This window comes from Sphingomonas brevis (genome assembly GCF_023516505.1).
Taxonomy (GTDB): Bacteria; Pseudomonadota; Alphaproteobacteria; order Sphingomonadales; family Sphingomonadaceae; genus Sphingomicrobium; species Sphingomicrobium breve.
In genome coordinates, this window is record NZ_JAMGBB010000001.1 from 2,016,787 (window position 1) to 2,033,203 (window position 16,417).

Genomic DNA, 16,417 nt, shown 5'->3' on the forward strand with positions numbered 1-16,417 from the left:
CTATGGCAACCGATCCGAACCAAAGTGAATATGGCGCCGACAGTATCAAGGTCCTCAAGGGGCTCGATGCGGTGCGCAAGCGCCCCGGCATGTACATCGGCGATACCGACGACGGGTCGGGCCTGCATCATATGGTGTTCGAGGTCAGCGACAATGCGATCGACGAGGCGCTGGCCGGCCACTGCGACAGGATCCTGATCCAGCTCAATCCCGACGGATCGGTCAGCGTCGAGGATAATGGCCGCGGCATTCCGACCGGCATTCACGCCGAGGAAGGCGTATCCGCGGCCGAAGTCATCATGACCCAGCTCCACGCCGGCGGTAAGTTCGAGAACACCAGCGACGACAATGCCTATAAGGTTTCCGGCGGTCTTCACGGCGTCGGCGTCAGCGTCGTCAATGCGCTTTCCGAATGGCTCGACCTCACCATCTGGCGCGACGATGAAGAGCATTACATGCGCTTTCGCCATGGCGACGCCGAAGCGCCGTTAAAGGTCGTCGGCAAGGCCCCGGCGGGCAAGAAGGGCACCCGCGTCACTTTCCTGCCGAGCCCCGAAACCTTCAAGATCACCGAGTTCGACTTCGAACGGCTTGAGCATCGATTCCGCGAGCTCGCCTTCCTCAATTCGGGTGTCCGGCTGATCCTGGCCGATGCGCGCCATTCCGACCGGGTTGAGCATGAGCTGTACTATGAGGGTGGCATTGCCGCGTTCGTAAAATATCTCGACCGCGCCAAGACCCCACTGTTTCCCGACCCGATCGCGATCCACGGGCAGCGCGACGACATCGGCATCGATGTCGCGCTGGAGTGGAACGACAGCTATTACGAAAACGTCCTCTGCTTCACCAACAACATTCCGCAGCGCGACGGCGGCACGCATCTGGCCGCATTCCGCGCCGCGCTGACCCGCACGCTCAACAATTATGCCGATAAATCGGGCATCCTGAAGCGCGAGAAGGTCAATTTGACCGGTGAGGACATGCGCGAAGGACTGACGGCGATCGTTTCGGTCAAGCTGCCCGATCCCAAGTTCGGGTCGCAGACCAAGGACAAGCTGGTCAGCAGCGAGGTCCGCCAGCCGCTCGAAAGCCTGATGGCCGACAAGCTGGCCGAATGGCTGGAGGAAAATCCGGCGCACTCCCGCTCGATCGTCCAAAAGGTCATCGACGCCGCCGCGGCCCGCGAAGCGGCTCGCAAGGCGCGCGAAGCCAGCCGCAAGTCGGTAATGGGCATCGCCTCGCTACCCGGCAAGCTCCACGACTGCGCCGAAAAGGATCCGGCGCTCTCCGAACTATTCCTGGTCGAGGGTGACTCCGCCGGCGGCTCGGCCAAGCAGGGACGCGACAGCAAGTATCAGGCGATCCTGCCGCTGCGCGGCAAGATCCTGAACGTCGAGCGGGCGCGGTTCGACCGCATGCTGAGCTCGAAGGAAATCGGCACGATCATCCAGGCACTTGGCACCGGCATCGGCCGCGAGGAATTCAATCTCGAGAAGCTGCGTTATCACAAGATCGTGATCATGACCGACGCCGATGTCGACGGCGCCCATATCCGTACGCTGCTGCTGACCTTCTTCTACCGGCAGATGCCCGAACTGATCGAAAAGGGACATCTGATGATCGCCCAGCCGCCGCTCTACAAAGTGTCGCGCGGACGGTCGGAGGTTTACTTGAAGGACGATGCCGCGCTCGACGACTATCTCGAGGAGGCGGGCCTTGAAGGCATGATCCTCGAAACCGCCGAGGGCCAGCGTTCGGGTCGCGATCTCAAGACCCTGGTCGACCATGCCCGCCGCATCCGCACGCTGCTGCGCTATGCGCCCAAGCGCTATGATCCGGCGATGCTTGAAGCCCTGGCGATCAACGGGGCACTCGATCCGACGCTCGACCAGGCCAAGCGGGGACAGGCCATAGCCTGGGTTGCCGAGTGGCTCGGCCGGGGCGATCCGGAAGGCCAGTGGAGCGGCGAGCCCTCGGCCGAAGGTGGCTATTTACTGAAGCGGCTGTGGCGCGGCGTGACCGACGCCTACCTTATCGAGCCCTCGTTCATCGCCTCGACGGAGGCCCGCAAGCTCCATGCCTTGGCTGCCGAGCAGGCCACGACCTATGCCGTGCCGACCCAGCTCAAGGCGGTGAAGCAATCCGCCGCTCAGGAGGCGCCGGCCGATGACGGCGAAGAGGGTGCCGAGGAACAGGAAACCAAGGGCAAGGTAATCCAGGTCACGAGACCCTCGGAACTGCTCGATGCGGTGCTGGCGGCCGGACGGCGAGGCCTCAAGTTCCAGCGGTATAAAGGGCTTGGCGAGATGAATGCCGAGCAATTGTGGGAAACCACGCTCGACCCGTCGAACCGCTCGCTGCTGCGGGTCGAGGCCGACCAGGCCGATGTGGCCGACGAGATCTTCACCCGGCTGATGGGCGATGTGGTCGAACCGCGCCGCGAGTTCATCCAGGAGAATGCGCTCTCCGTCGCCAACCTGGACGTCTAGGGAACGAAGGCCGTGTGGCGGAGGTTTGCCCAGCAATGACCTCCACCGCGTGCATCACCGTCGCCAGTTATAATATGCGCAAGGCGATCGGGACCGATCGACGGCGTCGCCCCGACCGGGTGTTGCACGTCCTCCAGGAAATCGACGCCGACGTGGTCGCGCTGCAGGAAGCCGACAAGCGCATCGGCGGGCGTGGCGCAGCCGTGCCGCACGAGCTGATTGACGAGCATGGATTGTACAAGGCCGTGTCCTTCCGAGTGCGGCACAAGCGCACGCTCGAAGGCTTTCCGGGCGGAAAGCAGGCTGAAAAACTGCTGAAGCTCAACACCCGCAACCTTGGCTGGCACGGCAATGCGCTGCTGGTGAAAAAGCATGTCGAGGTGATGGATGTTGCCGCGCTCGACCTGCCGACGCTCGAGCCGCGCGGCGCGGTCATGGCCGAACTGCTGATCGGCGATCGCCCGGTGCGGGTCATCGGCATGCACCTCGACCTCTCAGGCCTGTGGCGGCGGCGCCAGATGCGCGCCATTCTGGCAATGATCCACGAGCGGCCGCACAAGATGCCGACCATCCTGATGGGCGACACCAATGAATGGCGGGATGCCGGCGGCTTCCACCATGAACTTAACGGCACCTATCGCGTCGCCCCAACCGGGCCGAGCTTTCACTCGCGCCGGCCGATTGCGGCGCTGGACCGAATCATCGTCGACCAGAGCCTCGCGATCGAGGCCGCCGGCGTCCACGCCAGCGCCGAGGCGCGCAAAGCCAGCGACCATCTGCCGATCTGGGCCCGGATCACGCTCTAACCAGCAATCATCTTTCGCTGCCGGCGACGCTGGATCGACGATCCGATCCCCATCGCCTCGCGATATTTGACGACCGTGCGACGGGCGGCGTCCATGCCCCTGTCCTTGAGCATCACGGCAATGGCGTCGTCGCTGAGAATCTCGCTTTCCTCGTCGATGATCGCCTTGATGGCGGCCTTGACCGCCTCGGCCGCCGCCCCTTCGCCGCCCTCCGAGGCGACGCCGGATCCGAAGAAATATTTGAGTTCGAACATCCCCCGGTCGCAGGCCAGATATTTGTTCGAGGTGACCCGGCTGACGGTCGATTCATGCATCTCGATCGCTTCGGCGACCTTGGCCAGGGTGAGCGGACGGAGCGCGGCGACTCCCTGTTCGAAGAAGCCCTGCTGTTGCTTGACGATTTCGCTCGCCACCTTGACGATCGTCCGGGCGCGCTGGTCAAGCGCCTTAACCAGCCAATTGGCGCTTTGCAGACATTCGCCGAGCCAGGCCTTTGACGCCTTGTCCTGTGGCCCGCGCTTCAGTTCCGCATGATAGCGGCGGTTGACCAACACCTTGGGCAAGGCGGCGTTGTTGAGTTCGACGAGCCAGCCGCCCCCGGCACGCCTGACGAACACATCGGGCGTGATCGCCTCCGGTTCCTTATCGGCGAAGCGGCAGCCAGGCTTGGGATCATAGGCGCGAAGCTCCCGCACCATGTCGGCAAGATCTTCTTCATCGACCCCGCAGATCCGGCGGAGGTCGGCCATGCGGCCCTTGGCAAGCAAGTCGAGGTTGGCGATCAGCCGCGCCATTGCGGGGTCGTAGCGGTCCGCCGCCTTGGCCTGGATCGCAATGCACTCCTCAAGGCTGCGAGCGCCGACGCCCGGCGGATCGAGCGACTGCACCAATTCCAGGGCCTGCTCAGCCTCAGCTTCGCTCGCCTCACATTCCTCGGCGATCAGCTTGAGGGATGTATCAAGATAGCCGGTCTCTTCCAGCTCATTGACGATTGCCCCGGCGAGCCGGCCGATCGTTCCTCCGGTGCCGCGAAGTTGCGCGAGCAGGTGTTCGGCGAGGCCGGTCTCCCCGCCCTCCAGCCGATCGAAATCGAAGGCTTCGTCGCCGGCCGATCCGCCGCCCACGTCGGCAAAGCTGTCGGTTTCCAGCGCCGCGGCCTGCCAGTCCATATCGACCGGCGAGTCCTCAGTGCCCAACCTGCTGCCGATCAGCTCGTCCGATCCGGACGGGTCCGCGGCATCGTCGCCGAATTCCCGGTCTTCGCGAACGATCGTGTCGCTGGTTGCGCTGCCTTCACCGGGTTGTGATTCAAGCAGCGGATTCTTCGCCAGCTCCTCGGCAATGACCGCTTCGATTTCGAGATTGCTGAGCGCTAGCAGCTTGATCGCCTGTTGCAGCTGCTGGGTCATCACCAGCTGCTGCGAAACGCGAAGGTCGATACGCGGGCCGAGCCCCATGGCTACATTGTCCCGCTAGAGCGCAAAGCTTTCGCCAAGGTAGAGCCGCCGCACATTTTCGTCGGCGACCAGGGCTTGCGGAGTTCCTTCGAACAGCACCTGGCCATCATAGATGATGCAGGCGCGGTCGACGATGTCGAGCGTCTCGCGGACATTATGGTCGGTGATGAGAACGCCAATGTCGCGCTGCTTCAAATCCATCACCAAATGACGAATATCGCTGATCGAAATGGGATCGATGCCGGCGAACGGTTCGTCAAGAAGCATGATCGAAGGTTCCGCGGCGAGCGAACGGGCAATCTCGCATCGCCGCCGCTCGCCGCCCGATAATGCCATTGCCGGAGACTCGCGCAGATGGGCGAGACCGAATTCCTGGAGCAATTGCTCGAGCCTTGCCTCGCGGGCCGCCCGGTCCGGCTCGGCCACCTCCAGCACGGCACGGATATTCTGCTCCACCGTCAACCCACGGAAAATCGATGTTTCCTGGGGTAAATAGCCCAGGCCCAATATGGCCCGCCGGTACATCGGCAGGTTGGTGATGTCGCGGCCATCGAGATAGATTCGGCCGGCGTCGGGCCGAACCAGTCCCATCACCGAATAAAAGCTGGTGGTCTTGCCCGCGCCGTTGGGCCCAAGCAGACCCACCACCTCGCCCCGCTCGACATGAAGCGAAACATCGTGGAGCACGGCGCGCCGATCGTAGCTTTTGGCGATCGAACGCACTTCGAGCCCGCGTACCGTCGTGCCGGCGCCTGCGGCGGCGTCGAAGAGCGCCGCCTCGTTCATGGATTTGTGCGCTTGGGCACGGTAAATCGCCCCGTCACCCGGCCGCCGCCCTGGCTCACCCCGCGCAAGCCGCCGTCCATGACCGCCCGGCCGCTATCGAGGTCGATCGTCAGCCGCCCACCGTTGAGAAAGGAGCCGCCTCGTTCCAGCCGGACATTGCCGACCAGGGTGATTAACCCCTGATCGAGATCGTAAACCCCGAAATCGCCACGTGCGGTCTCGCTTGGGCTGGTGACGACAACGCCGCCACTGGCGTCGATCCGGTTGATATCGATACCATTGTTATTGGAGTAAGCGACCGTCAACCGAGCGGTGCGAAGCGTTAGCTCCTGCTGCTTCAACACGACATTGCCGGCGAACACGACACGGTCTGCCCGCTCCTGGGCCTCGCCTCGGTCCGCGGATATGTCGATGGGCGCATGGCTATCATGACCCTTGAGCGCCGATACACCTTGCTGGGCACCGGCAGCACCGGCCGCCAATAGGGCCAACGCGGCAATCGCAATGAAACGCTTCGACTTCATGGGCTTCATCTGACCGCCCCCTGATAGATTTTCAAGCGCACACCGCGATCGAGCCGCACGGTTCGCTCGTCGAGATCGGCGCTTAGCTGACCGGCCTGGAACTGGCCCAGCGTCATCGACCCGTTGACGGGTCCGCGAGATTGCATGGTGCGCTTGTCGAGATCGACCTGGACGTCGCGCGTCGCCAGCCGGTAGCCATCAGGCCCGACAACCCGGACCGGGCCGTCGACGTCGACCTGTTCCCCTTCCAGATCATATCGTCCCTTGAGCGCGGCAATACTGAGGGGACCCCGCGAAAGATTGAGCCGGGCGCGGACTCCCTCGATCATTACCACCGGCACATTGCTCGATTGCTGCACGGCCCGGTCGGCGACGATCTCGAACTTCTGGCCCTTGTTATCCTCGCCGACATAGCGCGCCTGTTCGACCCGCATCCGTTCCTTGGCCTCGTCCACCTTATTCTTGTCGAGGATGAAACCGACATCACCGCGTCGCTCGAACGGTGCGATCGCCAGCATCAGCACCAGCCCCACGATCACCGCCGGCAGGCCATACTTGGTGGCCTTGATGACCGCGTCATGCCGGCTGCCGGGTTCTGCCCAGTGGCGCTTTCGCTCCTGTCTACGGTCTGCAGCTTCCGACATCGTCCTCAGCGTCAACCATCATGGGCAAAAATATCGACCTCGGCCCAGCCGGCCAGGTCGAGCAATGCCCGAGCAGGAATGAAGTCGAAACAGGCTTGGGCCAGCTCTTCGCGATTCTCACGCACAAGGCGCTGGTCGAGCTGCTCTTTCAACCGGTGCAAGTAGCGCACGTCGCTGGCGGCATATTCCCGCTGCGCATCGTTGATTTCGGGAGCGCCCCAGTCGCTGGTCTGCTGTTGCTTCGACAGGTCGGTTCCCAGCAGTTCCTTGACCAGCTCCTTCAAGCCGTGCCGGTCGGTGTAGGTGCGGATCAGGCGCGAAGCGGTCCGCGTGCAGTAAAGCGGTGTCGCCATGACCCCGAGGTAGGCCCGCATGATCGCCACGTCGAAGCGCGCGAAATGAAACAGCTTCAGCCGATCGGGATCGACCAGCAACGCCTTGAGGTTGGGCGCATCATATTCGCTGTCGGGACCGAAGCGCACCAGATGCTCGTCGCCGGAGCCATCGCTCAATTGGACCAGGCAAAGTCGGTCGCGGCCGGGCACCAGTCCCATGGCCTCGGTGTCCACCGCAATCGTCGCGCCGGGCGCGAACAGTTCGGAGGACGGCAAGTCTTCTTCGTGAAAATGGATCGCCATGACAGTCCCGGTTGCTGTTTACCGTTACCGCCTGAACCAGTGGTTACGACGGCATTTCGCTACCCCTCTAGTCGCATCTAGGTAGCGCTTGCCAGCCTTAACCATGGAGTCTCTAGGATATGCGCCATTTTTCCTGTAGAGACTCGCGCCGTTCGCGCAGTGATTCTGCGCGTTCTGCCGGTTGCGCCACGGCCCAGCGCGTTGGTTTATGATTACAGGGGCACAAGAGAGTTTGAATTTTTATGGGTTTCGATCGAGGGCGTAAGGGTGACCGCGGTGGTCGCGGCCGTGACAAGCGCGACAGTTTCGGTGGTGGCGAAGAGTTTGGAGGCTTTGACCGCGGTCCAGGCGATCGCGGCGGCTTCGGCGGCGGTGGCTTCGGCGATCGCGGCGGCTTCGGCGGTGGCGCCGGCGGCGGATATCGCGGCGGCGGTGGCGGCTTCGGCGGCGGTGGCGGCGGCGGCGGTTTCCGCGGCGGCGGCGGCGGCGGCGGTGGCTTCCGCAGCGGCGGCGGCGGCGGCGGCGGCGGAATGCCCCCCCAGGTCGTTGGCGAAGGCAAGGGCGTCGTAAAATTCTTCAACCCTCAGAAGGGCTTCGGCTTCATCGTCCGTGATGACGGCGGCGAGGATGTGTTCGTTCATATCTCAGCGGTCGAGCAGGCCGGCCTAACCGACCTGGCCGACGGCCAGCCGCTCGATTTCACGCTCGTCGATCGCGGCGGACGTATTTCGGCGACCAACCTCAAGATCGAAGGCGAACCGATGGAAGTCGTTCGCTCGTCCGCGCCACGTGAAGGCGGCCGTGAAGGCGGCGGCTTCGGTGGCGGCCCGCAGCGCCAGCTGACCGGCGAGAAGGCCCAGGGAACCGTCAAGTTCTTCAACTCGATGAAGGGCTTCGGCTTCATCAGCCGCGACGACGGCCAGCCGGATGCATTCGTGCATATCTCGGCGGTTGAGCGCGCCGGCCTGCCAACGATCAACGAAGGCGACCGGTTCGAATTTGACATCGAAGTCGACCGGCGCGGCAAATTTGCGGCCGTGAACTTGCAGCCGCTGGCCTAAGCTTTCCCCAGAGCGGGGATACAGAAAGCCCGCCCGGAGGAGGGACCCCATCAAATTACTACTTTGATGGGAACCCGATCCGGGCGGGCTTTTCAGTGCCCATCACTCATTGCATCGGGATCGGCCGGCCCATTACCATCACATAGGCGACCCGAGTGACTGCGGCCGGATCCGTCAGCGGATCACCATCGACCGCAATGAGATCGGCGGATTTGCCTGGATCGAGCGTACCCGTTTCATTTTCCAGGCCCATCAGTCCGGGCCCACCCTTGGTCGCCGCGATCAGCGCGTCTTGCGGGGACATGCCTCCCTTGCTGACCATCAGGCCGACCTCCTGCGCCGCTTCCTTATGCGGCGCGACCGCACTGTCGGTACCAAGCGCGATCTTGACGCCAGTGCGATAGGCGAGGTTCAGGCCCTTCCCCCAGGTGACGATCGCGAGCCGCGCCTTGGCCTCCGATTCCGGGCTTAGCTTGCCCGTGCCGAGCAGTCGGTTGACGCCGCTGAACGCCAGTAACGTGGCGGAATAATAGGTGCCGTGCGCCTTCATCGCCTTGGCGCCCGCTTCGCTGAGGAAGGTGCCATGTTCTATCGAATCAACTCCGGCGTTGACCGCCGCTTCGATCCCGCGCTCGCCGTGGGCATGCGCTGCCGCCTTCAGATGCATGGCATGCGCCATGTCGATAATCGCCTTCATCTCTTCGTTGGTGAAATGCTGTTCAAGTCCCAATGCGCCGGAATCGAGGACCCCGCCGGTGGAGTGGAGCTTGATGACGTCGACCCCTTGCGCGGCGAGCTTGCGCACCGCCTCGCCGCATTGCTGGACGCCGGTGCAAACCGCCGGGCTCAGATGCGCTTCGTCAAATGCGGCGGCAATTTCCGGGGCCATGCCGGCCGCAGCGTCGCCATGGCCGCCGATGATCGACAGCGCATTGCCGGAAACCTTGATCCGCGGTCCGGCGAACCTGCCTTCGTTGACGGCATTGCGGACCGCAATGACCGCCGAAGTGTCGCCGCCAAGGTCGCGGACCGTGGTGAATCCGGCGCGCGCCATTTCGAGCGCGTGGGTTAGGCCGACCGTTGCCGCATAGGGGTTCGAATATTTTTGGGTGAAGCCAAGATACCAGGGCTCTCCGCTGTTGCTCGTCAGATGGACATGAACGTCAGTCATTCCGGGCATCACCGTCTTCGATCGCATGTCGATGACGGTGGCGCCGGCGGGTGCCGTGGCGCCGTCTTCTATCCGGGAAATCCTGCCATTTTCGACGATCACCGTCGAAGGGCCCCTCGCCGGCTGCGATGCATCGACAATCAGGCGCCCGGCCTGGATGGCATAGGTCTCGGCATTGGCCGAGGTGCTCGCCAGCAAGGCGGCGACCAACAGTGCGGCACGATACATGTATTTTCCCTCCCCGGAGCTGTAGCCGCAACCTAACCGGCCCCAGTCATGTGGCAAGCGCCATCAGCGCGGCGATCCGGTCGGCCTCATGCGCCGGCTTGTCGGTGCGAATGCGACTGATCCGGGGAAAGCGCATGGCCAGGCCCGATTTGTGCCGCGTCGAGCGGTGGATGGAATCGAAGGCAACTTCCAGGACCAGGCTCTTGTCGACCTCGCGGACCGGTCCGAATCGATTGACGGTGTGGTTGCGGACGAACCGGTCGAGCCATTTCAGCTCCTCGTCGGTGAACCCGAAATAGGCCTTGCCGACCGGCAGCAGCTCCGCCCCATGGCCTGGATCGCCGGTCCAGCAGCCGAACGTGTAATCGCTGTAGTAGCTGGAGCGTTTGCCCGATCCGCGCTGGGCATACATCAGCACGCAGTCGGCGGTCAGCGGATCGCGTTTCCACTTGTACCACAGGCCCGCCTTGCGGCCGGCGACATAGGGGGAATCGCGGCGCTTCAGCATCAGGCCCTCGACGCCGTCGTCGCGGACGCCGAGCCGCATCTCCGCCAGCGCTTGGAAACTGTCGGCCTCAATCAGTTGCGACAGATCGAACCGGTCGGGATCGAGCCGATCGACGACGGCTTCCAGCCGCGCCCGCCGGTCAATCCAGGCAAGCGATCGCAAATCTTCTTCGCCATCGAACAGGAAATCGTAGAGCCGGACGAACGCCGGATATTGCCCTTGCATCTTGGCACTGACGTTCTTGCGGCCCAGCCGCTGCTGAAGCGCATTGAAACTCGCCGCGCCGCCGCCCTGCACGTCGCCCCGGACCAGCAGCTCGCCGTCAAGGACCGCCGGAAAAGCGAAGGCAGAAGCGACATCGGGAAAGCTTGGGGAAATATCGTCTCCGGCGCGGCTGTAGAGCCGGGTCTGGCCGCCGGCATGAACCAGCTGGATTCGGATCCCGTCCCATTTCCATTCGGCGGCATAATCGTCGAGGGATAGGCGCGTGTCGTCGAGCGGATGGGCAAGCATGAACGGTCTGAACACGGGCACGTCCAAGGCGGTCGGCTGCGGCGCCCTGCCTTCGCCCCAGTCAAACAGCTCGCGATACGGCGGCTTGAGGCCGTGCCAAACCTCTTCGACCTGCTCGACCTCAAGGCCGAATGCATCGGCCAGCGCCTGCTTGGCGAGGCGAGCGGAAATGCCGACGCGCAGTGCGCCTGTTGCCAGCTTCAGTAGTGCGAAGCGGCCCGACACATCGAGACGGTCGAGCATCTGCGCCAGCATGGCGGGCGCATCGGCCTTGCTCGCGAGCCTTAGCCGATCGACGGCGTCGGATATCCTAATGCTTCCGTCGTCGAGCGCGCAGGTCTCGCCTTCCGGCGAAGGCCACAGCAGCGAGACGGTCTCGGCCATGTCGCCGACATAGTCTCGGCTCATCGACAGCAGCACCGGATCGATCCGATCTTCGGCCAATTGCCGGACCTGCGCCGGCTTCACCGCGGGAATATCCAATGTGCCGGTCAGCGCGGCCAGCGCAACGCCGCGATCGGGGTCTGGCGCCTGCTTGAGATAATCGCCGATCAGCTTGAGCTTGGAATTGCGCGACCTTGTGTAGACCAGGTCATCCAGCAGTTGGGAAAAGGCGCGCATCGCGCCGTAGAATGCGCGAAATGGTTAGTGGATGCGAATGGCAAGTGCGGCGAGGATCGATTCGCGGTCCTGAATGCCGCCGTCACTGACCAGGGCCTCGCCCATATGCTCAAGGCACGCGCGGGTCGCGGCAATATGGCCGGGCAGCAATGCGTGATGAGCGCCATAGTCGGCCAGGCCTTCCAGCGCCGCCATCCCGTGCTCGGCCGCGAGGCTCCGGATAGCTTCCATCTTGTCGTAAATATCGATCGGCTTGAGGCGGGCGACGCGGTCTTCTATCTCGGCGATGCGCTCGCCGAGCCGAAGGCGGACAATATTGAGCGAATCGCCAATGTTCTTTGGGCCGGCCATCACTGAATCCCCGTTCACTGGCCAAGGCTGGCCGAAAATGGTTAACGAGGGGTCAAAGCGGCGAAACTGGCGTTTGGCTTGACAGAATCGCCCTCGCCCGTCATGGAGCCGCGGTTCGGGCGGTGCCTCACGGCCCGCCTTCATTTTTTCTAGCGCTACAGGATTTTCGCGATGGCCAAGCCGGCAACCGTCAAGATCAAGCTGGTCAGCTCTGCTGACACCGGCTTTTTCTATGTGACCAAGAAGAACCCGCGCAACCAGACCGAGAAGATGTCGTTCCGCAAGTACGACCCGGTCGCGCGCAAGCATGTCGAGTTCAAGGAAGCCAAGATCAAGTGACTCTTTAGAGTCATCCCGGACTTGATCCGGGATCCTGGCATCATTGCGGGGCTGTCCGGAAACGGGCGGCCCCGATGCTTTTTGAATTAGGCGCCGATGCGCAGCGTCTCGATCCATGGTCCCGGCAGTTCGCCAAGGATCGTCTCGCCCTCGACCTCGACCCAGGCATGGAGAGGGTCGGACGATTGCCTGAGCTGGTCTGGGCGAACCGCGATCACTACGGTGTTAGGCATGCCCTTGCCGCGCAACGTCCAGCTGAGCGCCATCGCCCGAGGCAGGCACTTGGTCCCGAAGGGCAGCCGCTTGGCCGCCCATTCGACGTCCGCGGCGAGTTTCCTGGCTCTTGCCGGGGCGGCTTTGATGTCAGAGTTGGCGTAGCCCAACCGGTCGCGCCAGAGCTCGAATGGCACGAAGCGGACCAACAGCTTCGCCCAGCATAGGCGCGACATCGCCGCTCCGGTGCGAAGCTTCGGTTGCCAGAAGGATCGTTGACCGGCCCGATTGGTCATCTGCTGACGAGATGTCGGCCGGCGCCGGTTGCGTCAATCGGTGATGCAAGGATGTCGCCGCTACGGGCGCTCGACGATCGCCGGTCCGCCGGACTGGCTTCATCCTCATTCTCGCCGATCCCCAGGATCGACTGCGCTGCGAGAATGGAGCGGGCGAAGGGATTCGAACCCTCGACCCCAACCTTGGCAAGTTGGTGCTCACTCGCATCCGGTTGTTTCCTGGAATGTCCGCTCGTTTCAGAATATCCCTGTTTTGTAAGGTTAACTGGCCACAAATTCTGGCTTGTCGTGCCTGACGTTGCGTTGAAGTTCCGATTATGTGATTGCTGAGAGCTTGCTAGAAGGCGGCTTGAGCGTGGCGACAGGTATCATCAACAAACGACTTGTGGACACCGCAACGCCCTCTTCACGCGATACATTCATCTGGGATCAGGGCCTCAAGGGCTTTGGCCTAAAGATTACGCCCGCCGGCGTGAAGACCTACATCCTCCAATATCGTCTTGGGGGCAGAGGTTCGCCGACGCGGCGGCATACAATTGGCAAACACGGAAGCCCTTGGACGTCCGCCCAGGCCAGGGATGAGGCACGACGGATCCTGCTTGAGATCCAGAATGGATTGGACCCTCGGGCAACCGCGCAGGCCGATTGCGCGCCACTTCGCGAATATGCTGACAAGTTCGTGCAGCTGTATCTGAAGGAGCATTGGCGCGGGTCCTGGAAAGAAGCTGAACGCAACCTGCGACTTCATGTCGTGCCTCGGATTGGCAAGCTCGACATCCGGACGATCGATCGGCGACATCTAGTGCCCATTTTCGATGCGATCAGCTCGAAGCCTGGACTCTCCAAATCCGTTCACACCGTGCTCAACAGGCTATTCAGGTGGGCCGTAAGCCGCGGCGACCTAAGCAGCTCGCCGATGGTGGCAATGCTTCCCCCCCGAGGCTCGCAAGCTCGTGACCGGGTGTTGTCTGACTTGGAGCTTGGTGCGATTTGGAGGGCAGCTGGAGAGCTCGGCTATCCGTTCGGCCCGATGATCCGGCTGATGATCGCTACAGGGCAACGGCGCCAGGAAGTATCGGCGCTCAATTGGTCTGAAATCGATTTGCAGGGCAAGCTTTGGACGCTGCCTTCGCAACGGTCCAAGAACGGGAAGTCGCATCTTGTTCCGCTCAACACATTGGCTCTGCGCGAACTTGAGTCGCTTTGTCCAAGGACCGAGGGGTTGGTGTTCACCACCACCGGCAAAACGCCCGTATCAGGATTTTCGAGGGCGAAGGAGCGCATCGCGAAAAGGACGGGGCAGATCCTCGAAACAATGGAGCCCGGACGCGCGCGCGTCTATCCACCGTGGCGCCTGCATGATCTTCGGAGAACTCTCGCGACTGGCTTGCAGCGGCTTGGCGTTCGACTTGAGGTGACCGAGTCGGTGCTGAACCACATCTCGGGCTCACGAGCGGGGATCGTGGGTGTGTACCAGCGGCACGATTGGGCGGAGGAAAAGACCGAAGCTCTCGATCGGTGGAACGCGCATCTCGAGGCAGTGGTGAAGGCGCACTTCACCTAGGGGCACCGGGGGAAACGCTGAGAATCGCCAGCTCTTATGGTGCATTGGTCACTCGGACCAGACCGCGCATCCTAGGCAAGTCCTGACAAGATCGGGGCCAATGCAGGAGCACGGTTCATGGCACATAGTTTCGTCGAAAAGGAATTTCTTACGGTTGGTGAGCTCGCACAGTTCACCGGAATCAGCATCAGCACCTGGAACAAGCGGAGAGTGACCGGGCGCACGCCGCCGTTCACCAAAATCGGTCGCACGGTCCGCTATCGCAAGTCCGACGTTGAAGTGTGGCTTTCGTCGCGTTCGGTTTCGAGCACGAGCGTGACGACGCTGGACGCTTAGTCCGATGCTTGATCCGAGCATTTCGTGCGACCCGGAGCCCGCTGGCATCGTCGAGACGAGGGGATTGGCAGTCCACAGCGAATTGCCGCTCCCGATGCTACGCTCGGTCGATTATTCAACCGGGTCCGCGCATTCGCCGCCGTCCTGGCTGGTAAAGTACGTCCTGCCCGCGCGCGGGCTAGGCATGCTCTATGGCGAAAGCAGCGCCGGCAAGACGTTCCTGGCGATCCATACATCGCTTTGCGTTGCTTGGGGCGTGCCGTTCTTCGGCCGGAAGACCAAGCGAGGTGGTGTCCTGTATATCGCGGCGGAGGGCGGCTCGAGTGTGCTCCCGCGTATCGAGTCAGCGGAAAAGGCACTCGGGATTGCGGCGGACAATCTGACAGGCCCATGCGACCCGTCGATCTGCCGGGCACCCATCCGTATCGTGACGGAAGCGCCCAATCTCTCGCGCGACGGCGATCCAATGCGACTGATCCAAACTATCCGAAAAGCCGCCGCCGATTTCGAACGCCAAGGCTCCCGTCTGGCCCTTGTCGTTGTTGACACCTGGCATGCCGCGTTGGGCGGTGCCGACGAAAATTCCGCCGCTGACGCGGGTCATGCGCTCAAGCCACTCAAAGACGCGGTCGAGGAATTCAGACTATGCACGCTGATCCTTCACCACCCTGGCAAAGGCGCCGAACGGGGCGCCCGAGGCTCTAGCTCGCTGTTGGCGGCCGTCGACACCTCGATCGAACTTCACGTGCCAGGTTGCGTCGGCCAGGGCGCGAAGACGGCAGATATGACGCGGCGCGCGACCGTCATAAAGCAGCGTGATGGATCGGTCGGCGACGCGCTCCATTATCGCCTTCGAATCGTGACGATTGGAAACGACGAAGACGGCGACCCTTGGACGACATGCACTGTGCAATGGTGCGAGCCGCCAGAAGACAGCACCGAAGGCCTGCGCGACAATGATCGCATGCTGCTCGAGGCAGTGAGCGCGTCCTTGGCGGATGCGTGTGGCGAGCGCGCGAAGTTGGGTACAGTCCGTCTTCGGTTCTTCAACTCGCTTGGAGCGGGTAGGACCGACGACGCCCAGCGCCAAGCTTGGAGCCGGGCATTGAAAGCCGCACGAAAAGCCGGCCGGGTCGCCATCGGCAACGATGACGAAATCTGGATTCCTTCCCCGATAGAACAGGCGTGACATGTGACACCCCTATGGGGTGTGTCACGTTGTCACGCTTTCCCATTCGGCGTGAACTGCGTGACTGGCGCATTATCGTCCGCCTGAAAATTGCCGTCTCAGGATTACGAATGGAGGTGGCAGCGGCCGCTGCGATGTAAACGTGCAAATTCGTCTGGGTCAGAATCATTCGCCAGGGCATTGCGACATCTGCGACCAGTGCGCGTGATCCCGTCACAACGAGGCATCTGATCGAACGCATAGTAGGCTTCTAGATCAGCCACTGTGACGCCGAAAACTTTGGCCAGCCAGGCGGTATGGTTATCCAGGAATAGGGGCAAATCTACAGGTTCAACCCGAACAGTGCCCGCGCCTCCAGTCCGAGGGACCCGGGCATAGATCGATCCGCCCCGGGCTTCTATCGCCCGCGCTAACGCGATTTTGTCGCCATCGAGCATTTCTTGCCCCACCTCATCCAGCTGCCAAATCCAAGCATCATGCCACGAAGGGTCAGACGCCAGAGCCTTTTCGCCCAATGGGCGCATAGCTGAACTACTTGAGGCTGAACCCAGCCTTGGTTGGCCAAAGGAGCTAAAGCTAAGTTCCGCTGATTTGGTCGGACCTCGAAACCCGCCTCCTGGGCTAGCCAGCCGCAACCGATGGAAACAGTTGAAAACGCCAGCCGTGCAATCACGGCGATCGTT

Annotated in this window: 16 protein-coding genes and 1 pseudogene; 8 read left to right on the top strand and 9 right to left on the bottom strand. The window is 62.6% G+C overall.

The features are described from left to right. Positions 1-2: 2 nt before the first annotated feature. Both gyrB and LZ518_RS10465 read left to right on the top strand, forming a co-directional pair. Complete coding sequence (gene gyrB, locus LZ518_RS10460; protein WP_249915936.1) at positions 3-2,489, top strand: DNA topoisomerase (ATP-hydrolyzing) subunit B; 2,487 nt, start codon at positions 3-5, stop codon at positions 2,487-2,489. A 35-nt stretch (positions 2,490-2,524) separates the two neighbouring features. Further along, positions 2,525-3,295, top strand: coding sequence for an endonuclease/exonuclease/phosphatase family protein (locus tag LZ518_RS10465; protein ID WP_249915937.1), 771 nt, complete (start codon positions 2,525-2,527; stop codon positions 3,293-3,295). Here LZ518_RS10465 and rpoN read toward each other — a convergent pair. The 5 genes from rpoN to LZ518_RS10490 are packed head-to-tail and all read right to left on the bottom strand — an operon-like array spanning position 3,292 to position 7,344. Next, positions 3,292-4,752: an RNA polymerase factor sigma-54 gene (rpoN, locus tag LZ518_RS10470; protein ID WP_249915938.1), complete on the bottom strand. Its 1,461-nt coding sequence runs from the start codon at positions 4,750-4,752 to the stop codon at positions 3,292-3,294. The genes LZ518_RS10465 and rpoN overlap by 4 nt on opposite strands. Positions 4,753-4,767: 15 nt before the next feature. Next, positions 4,768-5,538 carry an LPS export ABC transporter ATP-binding protein gene (lptB, locus tag LZ518_RS10475; protein ID WP_249915939.1) on the bottom strand — a complete coding sequence of 257 codons (771 nt, stop codon included), beginning with the start codon at positions 5,536-5,538 and terminating at the stop codon, positions 4,768-4,770. Further along, positions 5,535-6,062 carry an LptA/OstA family protein gene (locus LZ518_RS10480; protein WP_249915940.1) on the bottom strand — a complete coding sequence of 176 codons (528 nt, stop codon included), beginning with the start codon at positions 6,060-6,062 and terminating at the stop codon, positions 5,535-5,537. Before LZ518_RS10480 ends, lptB begins: the two co-directional genes overlap by 4 nt. Positions 6,063-6,067: 5 nt before the next feature. Beyond that, on the bottom strand, positions 6,068-6,706 hold the full coding sequence (lptC, locus tag LZ518_RS10485; RefSeq protein ID WP_249915941.1) for an LPS export ABC transporter periplasmic protein LptC: 639 nt from the start codon (positions 6,704-6,706) through the stop codon (positions 6,068-6,070). Between the two features lie 11 nt (positions 6,707-6,717). After that, positions 6,718-7,344, bottom strand: coding sequence for a ribonuclease D (locus tag LZ518_RS10490; protein ID WP_249915942.1), 627 nt, complete (start codon positions 7,342-7,344; stop codon positions 6,718-6,720). A 242-nt stretch (positions 7,345-7,586) separates the two neighbouring features. Between LZ518_RS10490 and LZ518_RS13455 the strand changes: the two genes are divergently transcribed. After that, complete coding sequence (locus tag LZ518_RS13455; RefSeq protein ID WP_283938189.1) at positions 7,587-8,405, top strand: cold-shock protein; 819 nt, start codon at positions 7,587-7,589, stop codon at positions 8,403-8,405. A 106-nt stretch (positions 8,406-8,511) separates the two neighbouring features. Here the strand turns inward: LZ518_RS13455 and LZ518_RS10510 are convergent, their stop codons facing one another. Genes LZ518_RS10510 through LZ518_RS10520 form a run of 3 tightly spaced genes read right to left on the bottom strand, consistent with a single transcriptional unit; the run spans position 8,512 to position 11,797 of the window. Continuing rightward, positions 8,512-9,804: a metal-dependent hydrolase family protein gene (locus LZ518_RS10510; RefSeq protein ID WP_249915943.1), complete on the bottom strand. Its 1,293-nt coding sequence runs from the start codon at positions 9,802-9,804 to the stop codon at positions 8,512-8,514. A gap of 46 nt (positions 9,805-9,850) precedes the next feature. Beyond that, complete coding sequence (locus LZ518_RS10515; protein ID WP_249915944.1) at positions 9,851-11,446, bottom strand: cisplatin damage response ATP-dependent DNA ligase; 1,596 nt, start codon at positions 11,444-11,446, stop codon at positions 9,851-9,853. A gap of 24 nt (positions 11,447-11,470) precedes the next feature. Beyond that, positions 11,471-11,797, bottom strand: coding sequence for a hypothetical protein (locus tag LZ518_RS10520; protein WP_249915945.1), 327 nt, complete (start codon positions 11,795-11,797; stop codon positions 11,471-11,473). 171 nt (positions 11,798-11,968) lie between these two features. Between LZ518_RS10520 and rpmG the strand changes: the two genes are divergently transcribed. Continuing rightward, complete coding sequence (gene rpmG, locus LZ518_RS10525; RefSeq protein WP_235067493.1) at positions 11,969-12,136, top strand: 50S ribosomal protein L33; 168 nt, start codon at positions 11,969-11,971, stop codon at positions 12,134-12,136. A gap of 86 nt (positions 12,137-12,222) precedes the next feature. Here rpmG and LZ518_RS10530 read toward each other — a convergent pair whose 3' ends face one another. Next, entirely contained in the window at positions 12,223-12,645 is a 423-nt protein-coding gene (locus tag LZ518_RS10530) for a lasso peptide biosynthesis B2 protein (protein ID WP_249915946.1), read from the bottom strand. 385 nt (positions 12,646-13,030) lie between these two features. Between LZ518_RS10530 and LZ518_RS10535 the strand changes: the two are divergent. The 4 genes and pseudogenes from LZ518_RS10535 to LZ518_RS10550 form a co-directional block, all read left to right on the top strand. Further along, positions 13,031-13,276 (top strand): annotated as a pseudogene (locus tag LZ518_RS10535) (Arm DNA-binding domain-containing protein); the annotation flags it as partial. 399 nt (positions 13,277-13,675) lie between these two features. Next, positions 13,676-14,209: a site-specific integrase gene (locus LZ518_RS10540; protein WP_249916553.1), complete on the top strand. Its 534-nt coding sequence runs from the start codon at positions 13,676-13,678 to the stop codon at positions 14,207-14,209. 117 nt (positions 14,210-14,326) lie between these two features. Then, a complete protein-coding gene (locus tag LZ518_RS10545) occupies positions 14,327-14,545 on the top strand; it encodes a helix-turn-helix transcriptional regulator (protein ID WP_249915947.1) in 219 nt (72 codons plus the stop codon). 94 nt (positions 14,546-14,639) lie between these two features. Further along, positions 14,640-15,734 (top strand): AAA family ATPase, encoded by a 1,095-nt coding sequence (locus tag LZ518_RS10550; RefSeq protein ID WP_283938323.1) that lies wholly within the window; start codon positions 14,640-14,642, stop codon positions 15,732-15,734. Positions 15,735-16,417: the final 683 nt, after the last annotated feature.

What these genes read in the sequence shown, in the direction of transcription:
- rpmG (WP_235067493.1), top strand. Translation starts at nt 11,969, where the DNA reads ATGGCCAAGCCGGCAACCGTCAAGATCAAGCTGGTCAGCTCTGCTGAC.
- LZ518_RS10545 (WP_249915947.1), top strand. Translation starts at nt 14,327, where the DNA reads ATGGCACATAGTTTCGTCGAAAAGGAATTTCTTACGGTTGGTGAGCTC.
- LZ518_RS10520 (WP_249915945.1), bottom strand. Translation starts at nt 11,797, where the DNA reads ATGGCCGGCCCAAAGAACATTGGCGATTCGCTCAATATTGTCCGCCTT.
- LZ518_RS10465 (WP_249915937.1), top strand. Translation starts at nt 2,525, where the DNA reads ATGACCTCCACCGCGTGCATCACCGTCGCCAGTTATAATATGCGCAAG.
- lptB (WP_249915939.1), bottom strand. Translation starts at nt 5,538, where the DNA reads ATGAACGAGGCGGCGCTCTTCGACGCCGCCGCAGGCGCCGGCACGACG.
- LZ518_RS10540 (WP_249916553.1), top strand. Translation starts at nt 13,676, where the DNA reads ATGATCCGGCTGATGATCGCTACAGGGCAACGGCGCCAGGAAGTATCG.
- lptC (WP_249915941.1), bottom strand. Translation starts at nt 6,706, where the DNA reads ATGTCGGAAGCTGCAGACCGTAGACAGGAGCGAAAGCGCCACTGGGCA.
- LZ518_RS10490 (WP_249915942.1), bottom strand. Translation starts at nt 7,344, where the DNA reads ATGGCGATCCATTTTCACGAAGAAGACTTGCCGTCCTCCGAACTGTTC.
- LZ518_RS10510 (WP_249915943.1), bottom strand. Translation starts at nt 9,804, where the DNA reads ATGTATCGTGCCGCACTGTTGGTCGCCGCCTTGCTGGCGAGCACCTCG.
- LZ518_RS10515 (WP_249915944.1), bottom strand. Translation starts at nt 11,446, where the DNA reads ATGCGCGCCTTTTCCCAACTGCTGGATGACCTGGTCTACACAAGGTCG.
- gyrB (WP_249915936.1), top strand. Translation starts at nt 3, where the DNA reads ATGGCAACCGATCCGAACCAAAGTGAATATGGCGCCGACAGTATCAAG.
- LZ518_RS13455 (WP_283938189.1), top strand. Translation starts at nt 7,587, where the DNA reads ATGGGTTTCGATCGAGGGCGTAAGGGTGACCGCGGTGGTCGCGGCCGT.
- rpoN (WP_249915938.1), bottom strand. Translation starts at nt 4,752, where the DNA reads ATGGGGCTCGGCCCGCGTATCGACCTTCGCGTTTCGCAGCAGCTGGTG.
- LZ518_RS10480 (WP_249915940.1), bottom strand. Translation starts at nt 6,062, where the DNA reads ATGAAGTCGAAGCGTTTCATTGCGATTGCCGCGTTGGCCCTATTGGCG.
- LZ518_RS10530 (WP_249915946.1), bottom strand. Translation starts at nt 12,645, where the DNA reads ATGACCAATCGGGCCGGTCAACGATCCTTCTGGCAACCGAAGCTTCGC.
- LZ518_RS10550 (WP_283938323.1), top strand. Translation starts at nt 14,640, where the DNA reads ATGCTACGCTCGGTCGATTATTCAACCGGGTCCGCGCATTCGCCGCCG.